Origin of the sequence: Pseudomonas sp. NS1(2017), assembly GCF_002269425.1 — a bacterium.
Classification (GTDB): Bacteria; Pseudomonadota; Gammaproteobacteria; order Pseudomonadales; family Pseudomonadaceae; genus Aquipseudomonas; species Aquipseudomonas reactans.
Genome location: NZ_CP022960.1, coordinates 5974178 through 5991277 on the forward strand (window position 1 = coordinate 5974178; position 17100 = coordinate 5991277).

Below are 17100 nucleotides of genomic sequence, written 5' to 3' on the forward strand. Positions count from 1 at the left end.
GACCTCGACCATGCGCGCACGGGGTGGGCCGCAGCAATGGCTCGCGGCAAAAACAGGCACTACCTACATCGACAGGTAAATTGCCTGACAGACCACTACCTGATCAGCCCTTTGCCGCCTGCGCTTTGGCGCGCATTTTGTCGGCCATGGTGGTCATCTCGTCATAGAGCAACTGCGGGTTCTTTTGCTTCAATGCCCACGCCATCCGCCCTTGTTCATGGGGTAGGATCATGAACTCGCCCTCAGCCACGCGCTGGTAGATGTAATCGGCAATCTGCGCCGCCGAGATTGGCGAACTCTCAAGCAACTTGCCTACCTGGGCCTTCATCGCCGGGGTTGGCCCACGAAACGAATCGAGCAGGTTGGTCTGGAAGAACGATGGGCACACCACGTGCACGCCGACTTCCTGCTGCTTGAGCTCCACCAGCAGGCTTTCCGACAGCGCGACCACGCCGGCCTTGGCTACGTTGTAGTTGCTCATCGCCGGGCCCTGCATCAACGCGGCCATGGACGCGATGTTGATGATGCGGCCCTTGCTCTTTTCCAGCAGCGGCAGGAACGCCTTGCAGCCCTTGACCACACCCATCAGGTTGATTGCGATCTGCCAGTCCCAGTCTTCCAGGGACAGTTCGGCAAAAAAACCACCGGAGGCCACGCCGGCATTGTTGACGATCACATCGATGCCGCCCAGCTTGACCTCGCACGCCTGGGCGAACGCGGTGAGTTGACTGTAGTCGCGCACATCGCAACGCTGGATAAACCCGTCGCCACCGGTCTCGCGAACGAGCTTGAGGGTTTCCTGCAGGCCCGGTTCGCTGACGTCCGACAAGGCCAACTGCCAACCTTCACGGGCCCAACGCAAAGCGATTTCGCGGCCCAGGCCCGACCCGGCGCCAGTGATCATCATGCGATTTTGCATAGGAAGTAGCCTTGTGGTTCACGGAAGAAGTGACCGGCAGTGTAGCGAAGGTTTTTCCTACACCCATCCACCATCAGAGTGATGAATGCCCGCGGCAAACCGTCAGCCGGGTCGGAGGTTCGCGTATAGACTAAGTTCAATATTTTTCAACTAACAGCGCGTATTTGCGAACGCATTAAAAGAAATAAGCAAGTGTGCGAAATGCTTTAAAAAAATACTGAATTTTCCGCAGCGGGCAACAGTCGGAGTTGTTAAGGCGTTCGTGAATCAACTAGCGGGCCTATCGTTAATAACCGGTCTTTGCAGAAGGCCAATAAGGAAAAAAACCATGAGCCTCATTCTGATCATTATCCTGATCCTCCTGCTGGTCGGTGGTCTGCCAGTATTCCCTCACTCGCGTAACTGGGGTTATGGCCCGTCGGGTATTCTGGGTGTCGTACTGGTCGTCCTGCTGGTACTGTTGTTGCTCGGCCGGATATAAAAGCCAACCCCTGTAGGAGCGAGCTTGCTCGCGAAGATCGTTAACGGCGACACGGAGTTTCTGAATAAACGCGTTGTCCTTACGTTTTTTGCGGGCAAGCCCGCTCCTACAGAAAACCTAGCAAAAAAAAAGAGGCCTTTAAAGGCCTCTTTTTTATTGCCGGTTAATTAGTCCGGCTTACCGTCAACTACGCCGGCAGTGTTATCCAACAGGCTCTTGGTCGCCGTCTGCAGGAACGACTCCAGTTTCTGTCTTAGTGCACCTTCGTCCGGCGATTCGGCAATCACCTTACCGGTCGGGTTAGCGCCCAGTTCATATTCCCACAGCTTCGGCGGCATTTCCTTCGGCAGTACCAGGATACGATCGCCGGTGACCAGCGCCACGGTCTGATCGCTGCCCGACGGCTTGATCACGCCGAAGCCTTTGTCGCCTTCCGGCAGGTTCAGCAGGTCGCGGCCCCAGCACTGGTGCAGGGTTTCGCCACCGAGGCGGCCCATGATGGTCGGCACGATGTCGATCTGGGTGCCTACGGTGTGGTCACGCTCGCCGAACTTCTCCTGCATGCCCGGTGCGATCATCAGCATCGGCACGTTGAACCGGCCCAGGTCCATTTCAGTAATTTGTTGCTCGTTCCCAAAGCCGTGGTCACCCACGATCACAAACAGGGTTTCCTTGAAGTATGGCTCCTTGCGGGCCTTTTCAAAGAACTGGCCCAGGGCCCAGTCGGAGTAGCGCATCGCCGTCAAATGCTCGTCGAGGCTGCCACGACCCGTGACCTTCTCCACCGGCAATGGCGTCGGCAAGGCATACGGTGTGTGGTTGGACAGCGTTTGCAGCAGGGCATAGAACGGCTTACCGCCTTCGCGGGCTTTCAACTCTTCCAGGCCACGGTTGAACATGTCCTGGTCGGATACGCCCCACGTCGGATCGGAAAACACCGGGTCGACGAAGTCGTTACGACCGATGAAGTTGGTCATGCCCTGGTTGCTGAAGAAGCCCGACTGGTTGTCCCAGGCGAAATCGCCGTTGTACACATACACATCGTCAAACTTGCGCGCGCTGAGCAACTGCGGCAGGCCCGACAGCTTGTGGCTGCCTTCCGGGGTCTGCATCAGGTATTCGAACGCCGGCAGGTTCGGGAAGCACGCCATGGTGGCAAACATACCCTGGTGGGTGTGGGTGCCGTTGGAGAAGAAACGGTCGAACAGCAGGCCTTCCTTGGACAGTTTGTCGAAGTACGGCGTGATATTGCCCGGACGGCCCAGGGCGCCTACCGAGTGACCGGCGAAGCTTTCCATCAGGATCACGACGACGTTCTTGATCGGCAGGGTTTTCTCGGCCGGCGGGGTGAACTCACGGCGCACCGCGGCGGTGTCGGTATCCACCAGTTTTTCGGTCGGCAGCACCAGCATGTCACGCACGGTCTGGGTCGCCAGCGGCTGCTCCAGTGTGGCTTTCCAGGTGTTGTCACGGTGTTCGGAGAAACGTGCCTTGGCCGCGCCGATCAACGACAGCGTGCCATTGAGCCCCAACTGGTTGGCGAAGTTCGAATCGGTGGTGTACACGTCACCCCAACGCAGCGGCGGGCCCTGGCGCAGGGTGCCACGGATGGCGACCACGGCGATCAGCAGGCAGACCACAAACACCGCAATGCGGGTGTACCACGGAGCCACTTGGCGGGTGCCGATACTGCCACCGCTGAACGGGCCGCGTGGGCGCGTTGCGCGGTCGGCGCCTTTGAAGGCCATGCTCAGGATCAGCGTACCTACGGCCCAGGCCAGCAGGTAGCGCACCACCGGGAAACCGTACCAGAGCATGCTCATCACGGTTTTCGGATCTTCCTTCACGTACTGGAAGACCAGGCCGTTGAGGCGCTGGTGGAATTCACGGTAGAAGTCCATTTCCATCAGGCCCAGGAACAGGGCAATGCTGGACGCGACGGTCAGCCACAGACGGAAGAACCCACGCGCGGCCATGGCGCGGACGCTGAACAGCGCCAGCAGCAGCGGGATCAGCGCGTACATCACGAAGCGGATGTCGAAGCGCGTGCCATTGGCGAACGCTTCCAGGAAGGTCGAGGCCGGCGTGTCGAGGATCATTTCGCGGTTGTACACCAGCAGCGCCAGGCGCAGCAGGGAGAACATCACCATCATGACCAGTGCGCAGAGCAGCGTGTACGCCAGATGGGATTTGACGGTCGGTTGCAGCAAGCGATTTGAAGCTCGCTGCTGATTCAGGGCGTCCGGGTTTGCCATGTCGTTTTAGGACCCATTGGAAGTTTAAGTGACAAAGTAGTGCGGTGGCGCGAATGGTGCCCGATCAATGGCAGCAAGGCTATTAATTACTGAACGCACACCGCAGCCCCGCCTTTAGTGGCGCTTGGAGTAGAGCCCTGGCAGGGAAATAAAGCCGGCGAATTGTCTTGGATGGGATGTGAAAATTCTGTGCAGCGAATATTTCGAAACATAAATCTAATAGATGTGCTGAAACCAATGTGGGAGCGGGCTTGCTCGCGAATGCAGTGTGTCAGTCGAAACATCCGTGACCGATAGACTGCATTCGCGAGCAAGCCCGCTCCCACATGGACTGTGCCCAGTCTAGATCGATTGGATAATCAAATCCGCACGTTGCCCCGCGGCCCGGCAATTGCCCAGATGATCAGCCCCAGCACCGGCAGCAGCAGGATCAACAGGATCCACAGCACCTTGGCGCCCGTGCTCGCGCCGCTTTTGAACACGTTGATGATCGCCCAGATATCCAACGCCAGGATGATCAGCCCGATCAAGCCATTAAAAGTGGAACCCATGGTGTCGCTCCTAAAGTGAGGGCATGCACTTGTAGGATAGCCAGCCCTGGTGGGGGTTCCGTTTTATTTCAGACGTGAACGGCGATCTTCAGCGCTTCCAGGGACGGCTCGCCCTTGATGCCCACCTCGGCGCACAGTTCCAGCACGCGCGGCAAGTCGTTGCCATAGACCAGCACGGCCTGGATCTCGTCATCCAGCAGTTGGCTGAAGTTAAGCAGCACATAGCCGCCATCTTCCGGGCTCAGGGCACTCATCTGGATCTGGATGCGGTTTAGCGCCGTGAGGTCCTCAGTCTTCGCAAGCTGCTTGGGCTTGAGGTTGAACGCCACGCCCGGACCGAACGAGGCGACGATCTGCGCGAACAGGTCGCCGTAGGTGTCGGCCTGGAACAACACGGTCTCCGGCAGGCTGCCGACGACGACCCACTCCCCTAACGGAATCGGGAAGCTGTCGTCGTAGTTGATATCGGGGTTGGCCGCCAGAAACGCCACAGGGTCCGCGTAGGCCTGGGCCGCTTCATCGGCAATGCGCGCCACTTCGTCCTCGCTCATGACGCCGGCGCTGATTTTGCTGATGAGTTCGACGAGGGCGGTTTTCATGGGTGTTGTCCTGTGGCGGGCGGTTTTCGAGGGCGCGTAGCCTACACCAGTTTCTGCAACTTCGCCGCCGTATCCACTGCGCCCATGGTGTGTGCTGCCGCCAACGCGGTCGCGCCTTGGGCATCAGTCGCCTTGGGGTTGGCGCCCTGGCCGAGCAGGTAGTCGAGCATTTCTACGCGGTTGAACATCGCTGCCATCATCAATGCCGTACGGCCATCGGTGGACGACGCATCCACTGGCGCACCGCCTTCGATCAGTGCCTTGACCACGGCCAGGTTGCCTTTGAATGCTGCGCCAGCCATCGGCAGCTGGTTCTTGTCATTGGCAATCAGCGGATCAGCCTTGAACTCCAGCAACACTTTTACCGCGTCGGCATGGCCGTGGTAGGCCGCGAGCATCAGCAAGGTGTCGCCATTGTGATTACGGAAGTTTGCCGGCAAGCCCTTGGCCAGTAGCGCGGCAAGCATGGCGGCGTCGCCTTTGCGGGCGACGTCGAACACCTGCTCGGCAAATTCTGCAGCTTCGTCATCGGTCATCTGTTTGGCTTGGTCTGACATGTGGGGCTCCTTGTCTGGTCCTCTATATGGCGCCCAGTGTCGCGAGGGAGTTCCCACCTGTCATGGCTTTTTTGTCAAAAGGCACCATAGGCAGAATCAATAACGCTGCTTTTAGTAACGGAACTGGCCACCTTGGATCTGCGCCAACAATTGTCCCGTCACCGGCACATAGCAGTCCGAACCCGGCAACCAGGCGTAGACCGGGTCATTGCCCGCTTTTTCAGGGTCGAACGCCTCCTCCTTGAGCTTTACCTTCTGGTATTTGAACGTACCGGTGGTTTCCATCTTGACCTTGATACGCAGGAACAACGGCACCGCGTAGTGCGGCAACTGGCCGTGGGCGAATTGCAGCAACTCACGCATATCCAACGAGGCCAGGGATTCGCTCGGGGTGATGGCAACCATGCCGGCGCGGCCGTTGGTGTTTTCGATTTCCACACCGTAGGCCACCACTTCAGCGATCTGCGGGTGCTGCAGCAGCACGTTCTCCACTTCGGTGGTGGAGACGTTCTCACCCTTCCAACGATAGGTGTCGCCCAAGCGGTCGACAAATTGCGCATGACCGAAGCCGATGCTGCGCACCAGATCGCCGGTATTGAAGTAGCGGTCGCCCTTCTCGAATACGTCGGTGAGGATCACCTTGCGGTTCTTTTCCGGGTCGGTGTAGCCGTCATAGGGCGACTTCTCATCGATCCTGGCCAGTAGCAGGCCTTGTCCACCGGTCTTCACTTTATGCATGAAGCCATCGCTGCCACGAATCGGCTCACCGCTGTCGTGAGCGTAGTCCACCAGCGCCCAGTGCTGAAGGCAAAAGCCGACGGTGTTATCGAAATTCAGAATGTTGGTGAACCCGATATTGCCGTCGCTGGCGGCATACAACTCGCAGACATGTTCGACGCCATAGCGCGCCTTGAACTGCGCCCACACGCCGGGACGCAGGCCATTGCCAACCATCTTGGTCACACCGTGATCACGGTCGTTGAGGTTGGCGGGTTGATCGAGCAGGTAACCGCACAATTCACCGACATAACCCAGGGTGGTCGCCTTGAACCGGCGGGCGTCATCCCAGAACTGGCTGGCGCTGAACTTGCGCCGGATGGCAAACCCCGATGCCCCGACAATCGCCGAGCCCCAACACACGCAAAGGCCGGTGGCGTGGTACAGCGGCAAGGTGCAATAAAGGACATCGTCCGGGCCCATGTCCAGGGCGATGCTGCCGAAGCTGACGGCGGTCTTGGTCCAGCGGCCATGCTTCATGATGCCGGCCTTGGGCAGGCCCGTGGTGCCGGAGGTGTAGATATAGAAGCAGGGATCGTTGAAGAAGATCTGCGCGGTGCTGGCCGGGTTATCCACCGGGGCGTCGGCGCTGGCGGCCATCAGATCGGAGTACCCATCCGGCAGCGTGCTGGCCTGTTGGTCAGCGACAAACCAGGTGCGCTCGACGGGAATTTCCACTTGATTGCGTACGGCCTCGTATGAAGCCACCAATTCCGCGCCCACCACGATCGCCGCCGGGCTCACTAGGTTCAGGCTGTGCACCAGCGCCGCTTGGGTCTGCGCCGTATTGAGCATGGCGCAGATGCCGCCCAACTTGGCAACAGCCAGCACATTCAGCAGCAACTCGGGACGGTTTTCGATAAACATCGCCACCACATCGCCCTTGCGAACGCCCTGGGCCTGCAAGTGGTGGGCGATACGGTTGGCGGACTGGTTGGCTTGCGTGTAGGTGAGCACGCGGTCGGCGTACAACAAGGCGGTGCCCTGTGGATTGCGCAGGGTGGCTTGCTCGAAGTGCCAGCCCAGGCCGCAGGGCTGCTGAGGGTCGGTGACGTTGGCGGCACGCATGCCGCGCACCACCCGTGGCAGGGCCCGAACAATGGCGGGCACCTTACGCAGCATCATGCCCCAGGTGATCATGTCGTTTTGCGAATGGCTCATGGGAACGTCCTTTTTCTTATTCTTCGTAAACCTTGCAGGAAAGTACGTCAGCCTCTCTTCGGCTGTACACGCAGGATTTGAAAAGTTTTGTATCCCGATGAACGCCCGCTGAAAAAAGGAATTCAGCGACGCGGATGCAGTCTTTAGGAATAAGGGCGGGCCCGTTCGGCGCCGTCGAGCCACGCAAAATGCAGGATGCATGATGGCCATTCATGCAAATTGCACGAAATCGAAAATCTGTAGATTTTATATCTTGTTGATTTATAACGTTATTTTTAAAAATCGATAGCTGGCACAATCACTGCACCTATCACTCCATGCTTGCCAACTTGAGCCAACGGAGCTGATAGACATGAGCCTGATCCAAGATAAATTCGCTTCAGTATTCTCCAACTACGACGTCACCACCCAGCCACGTCCCGACGGCGGCATCCTGTTGACCCTGCGCAACAGCGAAGGCAAGCAGGTCAAGCGCTCGATCTCCTACCAGCAGCTGCACACGGCCGACCAATTGACTTGGGTGATCAGCGCCATCCGCCGCGACCTGGCCGAACAAGCCAGCGACCTGCCACAGATTTCGATGCTGCAAAGCCAGAACCGCTTTGCCCTGCCGACCTACCACTCGGCCTAAGCAGCAGATAAAGCAAAGGGCCGCGACACCCTAGGGTGTCGCGGCCCTTTTTTCATGTATTCAGCAAAGCCCCTTGCGCGCCGCTTCGTTCATTGCCTGGACACGGTTATTGACCTCCAACTTGCCGTAGATATTGCGCAAATGGAATTTCACCGTGGCTTCAGACGTGGCGCGTATCTGGCTGATCTCCCATACCGTCTTGCCTCCCGAGGCCCAGCGCAGTATTTCCAGTTCCGTGGGCGTCAGGCTCTTGCCCGCCAGATTAATGCGCCGCCTGACAGCGTTGGGCACCGAATAGGGTGCCTGGAACGATTCCCGTGGGCCTCTCATTGGTTACTCTCCTTTTTATTGGCTGACGCCCTATCACCCTTCGGATTCCTCCTATTGACGGATGATATAAACGTTATTGCCGAAGAGAGTTACATAAGACGTGGGATTAAGGCGCGCGCCCCGCAATAAACAGCAAGACCCTACAGGAGCTTAAGTTTCTTCCCACAACAACTTCCAACATGCGGGATTGAAGTTTTTGGTAGCTAGCGATTAATCATCCAAACCGGGAAAACGCCGGGCAATATTGTCACCGGTGAATTCAGGAATCCACCCTTTCGCGGTATTGAATAAACGCAACGCCACGAAGTACGGGTTATCACCCATGTCAACCCAGTGCGCCATACCGGCTGGGACCACCAGCAAGTCGTTTTTCTCGCAGCGTACGGCGTATACGTAATCGCCAATGTGCAGCGCGAACAGGCCCTGGCCGGCGAGGAAAAAACGCGCATCGTCTTCGCTGTAGCGGCGCTCATCAAGAAACTGCCCACGTAACTCGGCGTTCTGCGCGGGGTCTGCGGCATTCCTCAGCACCTCGGCGGCGCTGTAGCCGAGCTTATCGATCTGCGCCTGGCAGGCGGCGATCAGCTCGGCATCGCTGGCGTCCCTCTCGACAGAACCAGGCTGCCAGCGCTCAAAAAGCACGCCCTGCTCGGCCAAGGTGGCGGCGATGTCCTCAAAATGGGTCAGGACCTTGTTCGGCGTATCCGGTGTAGCGACTGAGTAGACAGCGACATAACTCATTGAAGGGTTCCTTGGTTCTGCTCTTGCAATCGAAAACCGATGATAACGGCGGCCGCCAGGGCGGCGATGCTGGCGATGCTGAAGGTCAGGGTCGGCCCCAACAGGTTCCAACTGTAGCCTGAATACAGGGCGCCCAATGCGCCACCGGTGCCGGCCAACGCGGCATACAGCGCCTGGCCCTGGCCTTGTTGCTTGTCGCCGAAACTGCGCTGCACAAAGGCTATCGCCGCCGCATGAAAGCTGCCGAAGGTAGCGGCGTGCATCACCTGCGCCAGCAACAGCACCCAGAAATACTCGGCAAACGAGCCCAGCAGCAGCCAGCGCAGTGCCGCCAGCAGGAAACTCGCCAGCAGCACCCGGCGTACCGAAAAGCGCGAAAGGATGCGGCTCATCGCGAGGAACATCAGCACTTCCGCCACCACGCCCAACGCCCACAACATCCCGATCACACCACGGCTGTAGCCCAAGTGTTCGAGGTGCAAGGTGAGAAAGGTGTAGTACGGGCCATGGCTCATCTGCATCAGCGCCACGCAGGCATAAAACGCCAGGACGCCGGGGCTGCGCAGTTGCTTGAGAAAACCGTCACCCGCCAGGCGATTGCCGTGGCTGACAGGTTGCGCATTCGGCACCCACAGGCTGGCACCGATGATGCCGGCCATGATCACCACGACCACCACCGGGTAGATGTCCAGGCTCAGCCAGTCGAACAGGCGCCCCATGATCACCACGGTGAGAATAAAGCCGATGGAGCCCCACAGGCGGATCTGGCTGTAGCGCGAGGTCTGTTTTTGCAGGTGCGCCAGGGTGATCACTTCAAACTGCGGCAGCACCGCATGCCAGAAGAACGCATGCAGCGCCATGACCAGCGCCAGCCAGGCGTAGGTATGGCTGATGAAGATCAGCGAAAAACTCGCCAGGGTGCACACCGCGCCAAAACGTACGATGGCCAGGCGCCGGCCGGTGTAGTCACCCAGCCAGCCCCACAGGTTGGGCGCCACGCAGCGCATCAGCATAGGGATGGCCACCAGCTCGCCGATGCGCGCGCTGGAGAACCCCAGGTGGTCGAAGTACAACGCCAGGAAGGGCGCCGTCGCCCCCAGGAGGGCGAAGTAGAACAGGTAGAAGCTGGAGAGGCGCCAGTACGGGAGGGCTGTCACAGCCGAACCGTCACAGCTGGCCCAGCACCGGCGTACTCACGCGAACATCGGCATTCTGCCCACGGTTGCGCAGCAGGTGATCCATCAACACGATGGCCATCATTGCTTCGGCGATCGGTGTGGCACGGATGCCGACGCAAGGATCGTGGCGCCCCTTGGTGATCACGTCCACCGGGTTGCCGTGCACATCAATCGAACGGCCCGGCGTGGTGATGCTCGACGTCGCCTTGAGCGCCAGGTGCGCCACAATCGGCTGACCGGAAGAAATGCCACCGAGGATGCCGCCCGCGTTGTTGCTGAGAAAACCTTCCGGGGTCAGCTCGTCGCGGTGCTCGGTGCCGCGCTGGGACACACACGCAAAACCGGCGCCGATTTCCACGCCTTTCACCGCATTGATGCTCATCAGCGCATGGGCCAGTTCAGCGTCGAGACGGTCGAAGATCGGTTCACCCAGGCCAGGTTTCACACCCTCAGCGACCACGGTGATCTTGGCGCCGACGGAGTCCTGGTCGCGGCGCAACTGGTCCATGTAGGCTTCCAGTTCCGGCACCTTGTCCGGGTCGGGGCTGAAGAAGGCGTTGTCTTCCACGCTGTCCCAGGTCTTGAACGGGATTTCAATCGGGCCCAATTGGCTCATGTAGCCACGGATCACAATGCCCTGGGTCGCCAGGTATTTCTTGGCGATGGCACCGGCCGCCACGCGCATCGCGGTTTCGCGCGCCGAGCTGCGGCCACCACCACGGTAGTCGCGTTCGCCGTATTTGTGGTGGTAGGTGTAGTCGGCGTGGGCCGGGCGGAACAGGTCCTTGATCGCCGAGTAGTCCTTGGACTTCTGGTCAGTGTTGCGGATCAACAGGCCGATGGCGCAACCGGTGGTGCGGCCTTCGAATACGCCGGAGAGGATCTCGACTTCGTCGGGCTCCTGGCGCTGGGTGGTGTGGCGGCTGGTGCCGGGCTTGCGGCGGTCGAGGTCGCGCTGCAGGTCTTCCAGGGACAGCTCGAGGCCTGGCGGGCAGCCGTCGACAATGGCGACCAACGCCGGGCCATGGCTTTCGCCCGCGGTGGTGACAGTGAACAGCTTGCCGAAGGTATTGCCGGACATGCAGGGCGCTCCGTGAAATCAGTTGAATCAAGTCAACCGTAATAACTTAAGGCGGCCAGTATACGCAGGCTAACCGAGTAGTTCATCCTCGAAACCTTAGCGGTAGACCTTGGTCCAACCGGCACCTCTCTCATAATGGCGCGATGATGCTGCGAGTTCTGCTTTTGACCCTCACCCTGTTTTCCAGCCTTGGCTTCGCCGCCTCCCCTGTGGTGCTGCAACGGCCTGTCAGCCTGGACACCGGTAGCGGCGAGCTGTTTGGTTCGCTCTTGCTGCCCAAATCCGACAAGCCAGTACCGGTGGTGCTGATCATCGCCGGTTCCGGCCCCACCGACCGCAACGGCAACAGTGCCGACGGCGCGCGCAACGACAGCCTCAAGCGCCTGGCCTGGGTGCTGGCGCGGCATAACATCGCCAGCGTGCGCTACGACAAGCGCGGCGTCGCGGCCAGCCTGGCGGCCACCCCCGACGAACGCAACCTGACCCTGGACGCCTACGTCGCCGACGCCGTGGCCTGGGGCAAATTGCTCAAGGCCGACAAACGCATGGGCCCGCTGATAGTGCTGGGCCACAGCGAAGGTGCGCTGGTGGCGGCCCTCGCCGCGCCGCAATTGGACCCGGCGGGCGTGGTCTCGTTGTCCGGCAGCGCGCGCCCGGTGGATCAAGTCATTCGCCAACAACTGGCCGATCACCTGCCCCCTGCCCTGCTGCTGCGCAGCAACCAAATCCTCGATCACCTCAAGGGCGGCCAAGTGGATGCGGATGTGCCTGGCCCGTTGGAAGGCATTTTCCGACCCAGTGTGCAGCCGTATCTGATCAGCCTGTTCCGTGCCGATCCTTCGGCAGCCTTTGCCAAATTGAACATGCCGGCGCTGATCATCCAGGGCACCAACGATATCCAGGTCGGCGTCGGCGATGCCCAGCAACTGAAAAAGGCCAAGCCCGACGCGCAGCTTGTGCTGATCGAGGGCATGAACCACGTGATGCGCATCGTGCCCAATGATGTGAAGCAGCAATTGGCCTCCTACAACGACCCGCAACTGCCCCTCGCCGCCGAGCTGGGCAACCGCCTGGTGCGCTTTATCGACGGACTTCAACCCCGTTAAGCGACAATTTGCCTCCAGTCCTGGGGAAAGCGGCCGATAAGCCCAGAGTCGACAGTAAAAAGACTGTCGACTCGCTGGGCTTGGACAGGATCGCGCCGCATGACAACCACTGAAGCAACACCGGAATCCACCGCCGACACCCCGGCTGACAAAACCGAGGCCGTCGACGCGGCGCCCCTGCCGTGGGCGGATGTCCAGGCTGAGCATTTCAAGATGCTGCGCCTGGCGCCCCTGGCCACCGACCGCGCCACCGGCGTGCGGCCTTTGCGCTTCGTGCAGTTTGGCTATGCCGAGCGCAACGACAAACACCACAGCCTGCTGCGCATGGTCATCCAGTTGCCGGGCCAGCGCGTGCGCCGTGAACAGAATCACCTGGATATCTGGGTTGATCACGATAAACATCGCGTGCACTTCGGCCCCGGCAACAGCCTGGAAATCGAACCGGCCAATCGTGGCATCGGGCGCTTCCTGGTGGCCCAAGGCGCTGCCTGGGCGAAAAAGAAGTGGTCGCACTACCGCGTCGACGGCGTTGACCTGGCCAACAAAGATGCGCTGAACGAAGCCACCCGCCTGCGCCGCGATCACTTCCTGCGCATCCAGGGATTTGATGTGGCTTATGCCGATGTGCAGCACCTCAAGGGTAACGTGCAACCGGGCAAGGTCAGCGATGTGCTGGACAGTTGGAACACTGAAAAAGTGCAGTTCGTGGAGATTCTGGAAGCGGCGCAAATGCTGCAACAGGCCGAGCAGAACCTGGCCGAGCAGGAAGTGAAGCTGCGCAAGGAAGAGGAAAAAGTCACCAAGTTCAAGCGTGAGGACAGCGGCTTGCGCTTTACCATCACGTGCCTTGTGGCGTTTACGGTGTTTCAGGCGGGGTTATTGATCTGGATTGCTACACACCGCTAATCCAAATGCATGATTGATTCTCCTGTAGGAGCCGGCTTGCCGGCGATGGTGTCTGCAAGATCGCCATCGCCGGCAAGCCGGGCCCCTACAGGGTGTGCGTCACACTCGGGCGGCGAACACCGCCTGATGCTGGCGGCACTGCTCAGCCGTCAACATGAACACCCCGTGACCACCGCGCTGGAAGTCCAGCCACGCGAAGTCCACTTCCGGGTACAACGCCTCCACGTGCACCTGGCTGTTACCCACTTCAACAATCAGCAACCCCTTCTCGGTCAGGTGGTCCGCCGCTTCGGCCAGCATGCGCCGCACCAGGTTCAAGCCGTCGTCACCACACGCCAGGCCCAGTTCCGGCTCGTGCTGGTATTCGTCGGGCATGTCGGCGAAGTCTTCGGCATCCACATACGGCGGGTTGGAGACGATCAGGTCAAAACACTGGCCCGGCAGGCCGTCGAATCCGTCACCCTGCACGGTGTAGACACGCTCATCGACGCCATGGCGCTCGATGTTCTGGTTGGCCACTTCCAAGGCCTCGAAGGACAAGTCCCCCAGCACCACTTCGGCGTCCTGGAACTCATAAGCGCAGGCGATACCAATGCAACCGGAACCGGTGCACAAGTCGAGGATCCGCGCCGGCGGCTGCGCCAACCAGGGTTCGAAGCGGTTTTCGATGAGTTCGCCGATCGGTGAACGCGGAATCAGCACGCGCTCATCGACGATAAACGACATGCCACAGAACCAAGCCTCGCCGATCAGGTAAGGTGTCGGCACCCGTTCGTGGATGCGGCGATGCAACAAACGTTGCAGATGGGCGACTTCCTCTTCTTCCAGGTTGCAGTCGAGGTAGCTGTCGGCAATTTCCCATGGCAAGTGCAAGGCACCGAGCACCAGTTGCCGGGCATCGTCCCAGGCATTGTCGGTGCCATGGCCAAAAAACAGGTCTTCCCCATGGAAACGGCTGACAGCCCAACGGATATTGTCGCGCAAGGTGCGCAGGCGGGAAGTGGTCACGGGGGCAAGCTCCTGGAAAAAACGACTGGCGATTCTAACAGCCTTCACCTGTACCGACGATGTACGAAAACCCGTCGCCACCCGTCGGATTTCATCCAAATTGCCATCATTGTGTTAAACAGGCCCACCTCTTGACATGGCTGCACGTCAACAACGGCGTACCTTACGATGGTAGCGATTCACAGAACCGCTCAGCCAGTGGACAATGTCGCAAAAGCCCCCCTCACAGGAGCCCCAGAATGTCCGTTCCAAAGACGATGTTTCAACTCAGCGGTCGTGGTTACGCAGCAGCGAACCTCAGCCATGCGACCCTCGTGATCATCGACGCCCAGAAGGAATACCTCAACGGCCCGCTCGCCCTCTCGGGCATGGACGCGGCCGTCGGCAACATCAAGCAACTTGTGTCAGCCGCCCGCAACGCCGGGCGCCCGATCGTGCATGTACGTCACCTGGGCACCGTGGGTGGTCTGTTCGATCCACAGGGCGAGCGCGGCGAATTCATTCCGGGCCTTGAGCCTGAAGGCGACGAAACCATCATCGGCAAGCTGCTGCCCAGCGCCTTTCATGGCACCGGCCTGGAAAAACACTTGCAGGACCTCGGCTCCCTGGACCTGATCGTCTGCGGTTTCATGAGCCACTCCAGCGTCAGCACCACCGTGCGCGCTGCCAAGAACCTGGGCTTTCGCTGCACGCTGGTGGAAGACGCCTGCGCCACCCGCGACCTGCCTTACAAAGGCGGCATCCTCAGCGCCGAGCACGTGCAGCAAACCGAAATGGCCATCATGGCCGACAACTTCGCCACCCTGGCGTTGACCAAAGATCTGATCTGATCGACCTTCAGATGAGCGGCGCGGCCTGTTTATGGCCCCGCTCATCCGCAAAGCCCTTTCATTTGGCGCATTTACCCCTCGCCCCGGAACAACCTGTGTATTGTCCGGTCGAAGGGCCGATACCCTGGAGGAAAGGTCGGAATGAAGATATCCGATGGTTTTGACGCTCGTCGCTTGCGCCCCAAGGGCCCGAGCAACTGGCGTCTGCGCCTGGTAGCCGGCATTGCCGCGTTGCTGGCGATAGTTGGTGTGCTGTTGGCCGGCGCTGGTGGCGCCGGTTTGTTGGGTCACTCGCCGGCCCTCGGCGAACTGAATGCCAGCCCTGGCGGCTCGGCGATTCTGTTGGTGATCGGGCTGCTGGTGCTGTGGTTGGGCGTATGGTTATGGCGGCGCAGCCGTCGGAAAATGCGTCAGCCGTTGTCGCTGAACATCGCTTCACACCTGATGAAAAAGCACGACTGATGGCGCTTGGATAGCGTTTACTGCGCCCTGGCCGCCGCGATTTAGGTAAACTGCCCGCCCTTCGCGGAGGCCAACATGCAAGACGACGATTTTTCCCTGTTCAAAAACGAGCTGCGCGGCGTCAAGCCGATCAAGCACGACCGCGCCGACACCGGCAAACCCAAGGCCGACCGCGCGCAGATCGCCAAGCTGCGTCAGGCCGCGACCGTGCGCACCGATGCCACCACCGTGGATGGCCTGTCGGACCAGTTCGTGATCGACGTCGGCCCCGAAGACGAGCTGATGTGGGCCCGCGATGGCGTGCCGGAAAGCCAGATGCGCAAGCTCAAGGCCGGCCAGATCCCGTTCGAAGGCAGCCTCGACCTGCATGGCATGAATGTCGAAAAAGCCCGGGAAACCCTGTGGGCCTTCCTGGCCGAGGCCACCAAGTTCGAAATCCGCTGCGTACGCGTCACCCACGGCAAGGCCGTGCGGCTGGACGGCAAGCGCCCGATGATCAAAAGCCACGTCAACACCTGGCTGCGCCAGCATGCCCAGGTGCTCGGCTTTACCTCATGCCAGGCCCGCCACGGCGGCGCGGGGGCGGTGTATGTGATGCTCAAGCGCACCATGATGGAAGGGCGCGACGAGTAACCATGAAAAAGCCCAGCGCTAAGGCTGGGCTTTTTGTTCGGGAGCTGGATTTCTAGTTACTACTAAACTCTCGAGATTTCTTTTCTTTCGCTAAAGAAATCACGGCTTTTTGCATCGTAATCGCAGCATTTGCTGCGTTTCGATACACCGCCCGCTTTTCCTCTACCGAACAGTTCCGGAAAAAGTCTGACATAGTCGTCGCTGGATAGCTTTCTACCGTTTCCGTGATTTCGCCTTTCATAAGGCTGCTCCGGTCAAAATTCTCTCAAGTTGATCTGGATGGTAGGGCTGCCTGACCCACTCGTCAATTTCCTCGGCTGAAAGGTCAATGCCGATTTCTGCATCGCCACCGTCTGTGAGTCTTTTTCAGCGGGGTGTAACCGTTGTCGTTGAACGTACCCTCGATCTGGTTTATCAACAGCGCCAATCGTTTCTTCTGGATGGGACACTTGCGAGTCTTGATGTGGCTAGAAAGAACATTCAACGCGCGCTCAATAAAAACAATCGAACGGCTCAAATCATTTACGTTTATCAGAAGCCCGAGCTGATCCGAAGAGCTGTGGCACCACTCGCTTCCATCAAGCGAATAAAGGACTTCGAAACCTCTGTCTTACCTGCGCCTGGGGAGCCTGCCATGAATACTGATACCGGAAATTCGTCAGCCGGATACCTTTTCAAGCAGGCCAATTGCCGGGCTATTCGTGTCCGATTTTCCTTGGCAAAGAGCACTGCACGCTCAGAAATGCTTCGTTCCAATGGTGTCATCACGTCCCCCTCAACGGAGGCCGACTCTAACATCGGCATCGCCCAGGAATACAACTGTCGGCGCACCTACGCTACTATATGCGCCAATCACAAGCGCTCAATGTGGTATCTGCGCTGAAAAACGCTTCA

20 protein-coding genes and 1 pseudogene are annotated in these 17100 nt (G+C 59.5%); 8 read left to right on the plus strand and 13 right to left on the minus strand.

Features of this window, described 5'->3' with window-relative positions; all coding sequences use genetic code 11:
• Positions 1–103: 103 nt before the first annotated feature.
• Complete coding sequence (locus CI807_RS27735; RefSeq protein ID WP_095017056.1) at positions 104–919, minus strand: SDR family oxidoreductase; 816 nt, start codon at positions 917–919, stop codon at positions 104–106.
• A 328-nt stretch (positions 920–1247) separates the two neighbouring features.
• Here CI807_RS27735 and CI807_RS27740 point away from each other — a divergent pair, with 328 nt between their 5' ends.
• Positions 1248–1400 carry a DUF3309 family protein gene (locus CI807_RS27740; RefSeq protein WP_015885095.1) on the plus strand — a complete coding sequence of 51 codons (153 nt, stop codon included), beginning with the start codon at positions 1248–1250 and terminating at the stop codon, positions 1398–1400.
• A 167-nt stretch (positions 1401–1567) separates the two neighbouring features.
• On the opposite strand, the gene CI807_RS27745 is transcribed toward CI807_RS27740, so the two are convergent.
• From CI807_RS27745 to CI807_RS27765, 5 genes are all read right to left on the minus strand, one after another.
• The gene (locus CI807_RS27745; protein WP_016976384.1) at positions 1568–3655 is read right to left on the minus strand and encodes an LTA synthase family protein; all 2088 of its coding nucleotides are present in this window, start codon (positions 3653–3655) and stop codon (positions 1568–1570) included.
• A 359-nt stretch (positions 3656–4014) separates the two neighbouring features.
• On the minus strand, positions 4015–4206 hold the full coding sequence (locus CI807_RS27750) for a PLDc N-terminal domain-containing protein (RefSeq protein WP_003172956.1): 192 nt from the start codon (positions 4204–4206) through the stop codon (positions 4015–4017).
• A gap of 68 nt (positions 4207–4274) precedes the next feature.
• A complete protein-coding gene (locus CI807_RS27755; RefSeq protein WP_095017057.1) occupies positions 4275–4805 on the minus strand; it encodes a hypothetical protein in 531 nt (176 codons plus the stop codon).
• A gap of 41 nt (positions 4806–4846) precedes the next feature.
• Complete coding sequence (locus tag CI807_RS27760) at positions 4847–5362, minus strand: ankyrin repeat domain-containing protein (RefSeq protein WP_095017058.1); 516 nt, start codon at positions 5360–5362, stop codon at positions 4847–4849.
• Between the two features lie 111 nt (positions 5363–5473).
• Positions 5474–7300: a long-chain-acyl-CoA synthetase gene (locus CI807_RS27765; RefSeq protein ID WP_095017059.1), complete on the minus strand. Its 1827-nt coding sequence runs from the start codon at positions 7298–7300 to the stop codon at positions 5474–5476.
• 352 nt (positions 7301–7652) lie between these two features.
• On the opposite strand from CI807_RS27765, the gene CI807_RS27770 reads away from it, so the two are divergent.
• Positions 7653–7931, plus strand: a complete 279-nt coding sequence (locus CI807_RS27770; RefSeq protein WP_010208870.1) for a DUF3509 domain-containing protein — start codon at positions 7653–7655, stop codon at positions 7929–7931.
• 60 nt (positions 7932–7991) lie between these two features.
• Here the strand turns inward: CI807_RS27770 and CI807_RS27775 are convergent, their stop codons facing one another.
• The 4 genes from CI807_RS27775 to aroC all read right to left on the minus strand — a co-directional run bounded on the left by CI807_RS27775 (position 7992) and on the right by aroC (position 11261).
• On the minus strand, positions 7992–8261 hold the full coding sequence (locus CI807_RS27775; RefSeq protein ID WP_095017060.1) for a response regulator transcription factor: 270 nt from the start codon (positions 8259–8261) through the stop codon (positions 7992–7994).
• Positions 8262–8471: 210 nt separating this feature from the next.
• The gene (locus CI807_RS27780) at positions 8472–9002 is read right to left on the minus strand and encodes an acireductone dioxygenase (RefSeq protein ID WP_095017061.1); all 531 of its coding nucleotides are present in this window, start codon (positions 9000–9002) and stop codon (positions 8472–8474) included.
• Entirely contained in the window at positions 8999–10159 is a 1161-nt protein-coding gene (locus tag CI807_RS27785) for an MFS transporter (protein ID WP_095017062.1), read from the minus strand. The genes CI807_RS27780 and CI807_RS27785 overlap by 4 nt, the downstream gene beginning before the upstream one ends.
• A 10-nt stretch (positions 10160–10169) precedes the next feature.
• Positions 10170–11261: a chorismate synthase gene (gene aroC / locus CI807_RS27790; RefSeq protein ID WP_016976377.1), complete on the minus strand. Its 1092-nt coding sequence runs from the start codon at positions 11259–11261 to the stop codon at positions 10170–10172.
• Between the two features lie 143 nt (positions 11262–11404).
• Between aroC and CI807_RS27795 the strand changes: the two genes are divergently transcribed.
• Complete coding sequence (locus tag CI807_RS27795; RefSeq protein ID WP_095017063.1) at positions 11405–12367, plus strand: alpha/beta hydrolase; 963 nt, start codon at positions 11405–11407, stop codon at positions 12365–12367.
• Positions 12368–12466: 99 nt separating this feature from the next.
• Positions 12467–13273, plus strand: a complete 807-nt coding sequence (locus CI807_RS27800) for a hypothetical protein (protein WP_016976375.1) — start codon at positions 12467–12469, stop codon at positions 13271–13273.
• 99 nt (positions 13274–13372) lie between these two features.
• Here the strand turns inward: CI807_RS27800 and prmB are convergent, their stop codons facing one another.
• Positions 13373–14281 carry a 50S ribosomal protein L3 N(5)-glutamine methyltransferase gene (prmB, locus tag CI807_RS27805; RefSeq protein ID WP_095017064.1) on the minus strand — a complete coding sequence of 303 codons (909 nt, stop codon included), beginning with the start codon at positions 14279–14281 and terminating at the stop codon, positions 13373–13375.
• 239 nt (positions 14282–14520) lie between these two features.
• On the opposite strand from prmB, the gene CI807_RS27810 reads away from it, so the two are divergent.
• From CI807_RS27810 to CI807_RS27820, 3 genes are all read left to right on the plus strand, one after another.
• Entirely contained in the window at positions 14521–15111 is a 591-nt protein-coding gene (locus CI807_RS27810; protein WP_016976373.1) for a cysteine hydrolase family protein, read from the plus strand.
• A gap of 141 nt (positions 15112–15252) precedes the next feature.
• Positions 15253–15573, plus strand: a complete 321-nt coding sequence (locus CI807_RS27815) for a hypothetical protein (RefSeq protein ID WP_033900878.1) — start codon at positions 15253–15255, stop codon at positions 15571–15573.
• A gap of 75 nt (positions 15574–15648) precedes the next feature.
• Positions 15649–16206: a Smr/MutS family protein gene (locus CI807_RS27820; RefSeq protein ID WP_095017065.1), complete on the plus strand. Its 558-nt coding sequence runs from the start codon at positions 15649–15651 to the stop codon at positions 16204–16206.
• A gap of 52 nt (positions 16207–16258) precedes the next feature.
• On the opposite strand, the gene CI807_RS31370 is transcribed toward CI807_RS27820, so the two are convergent.
• On the minus strand, positions 16259–16447 hold the full coding sequence (locus CI807_RS31370; RefSeq protein ID WP_157742085.1) for a hypothetical protein: 189 nt from the start codon (positions 16445–16447) through the stop codon (positions 16259–16261).
• Between the two features lie 87 nt (positions 16448–16534).
• On the opposite strand from CI807_RS31370, the pseudogene CI807_RS27830 reads away from it, so the two are divergent.
• A pseudogene (locus CI807_RS27830) lies at positions 16535–16696 on the plus strand (zeta toxin family protein); the annotation flags it as partial.
• Between the two features lie 41 nt (positions 16697–16737).
• Here CI807_RS27830 and CI807_RS32200 read toward each other — a convergent pair.
• On the minus strand, positions 16738–17010 hold the full coding sequence (locus CI807_RS32200) for a zeta toxin family protein (protein ID WP_371858022.1): 273 nt from the start codon (positions 17008–17010) through the stop codon (positions 16738–16740).
• Between the last annotated feature and the right edge of the window lie 90 nt (positions 17011–17100).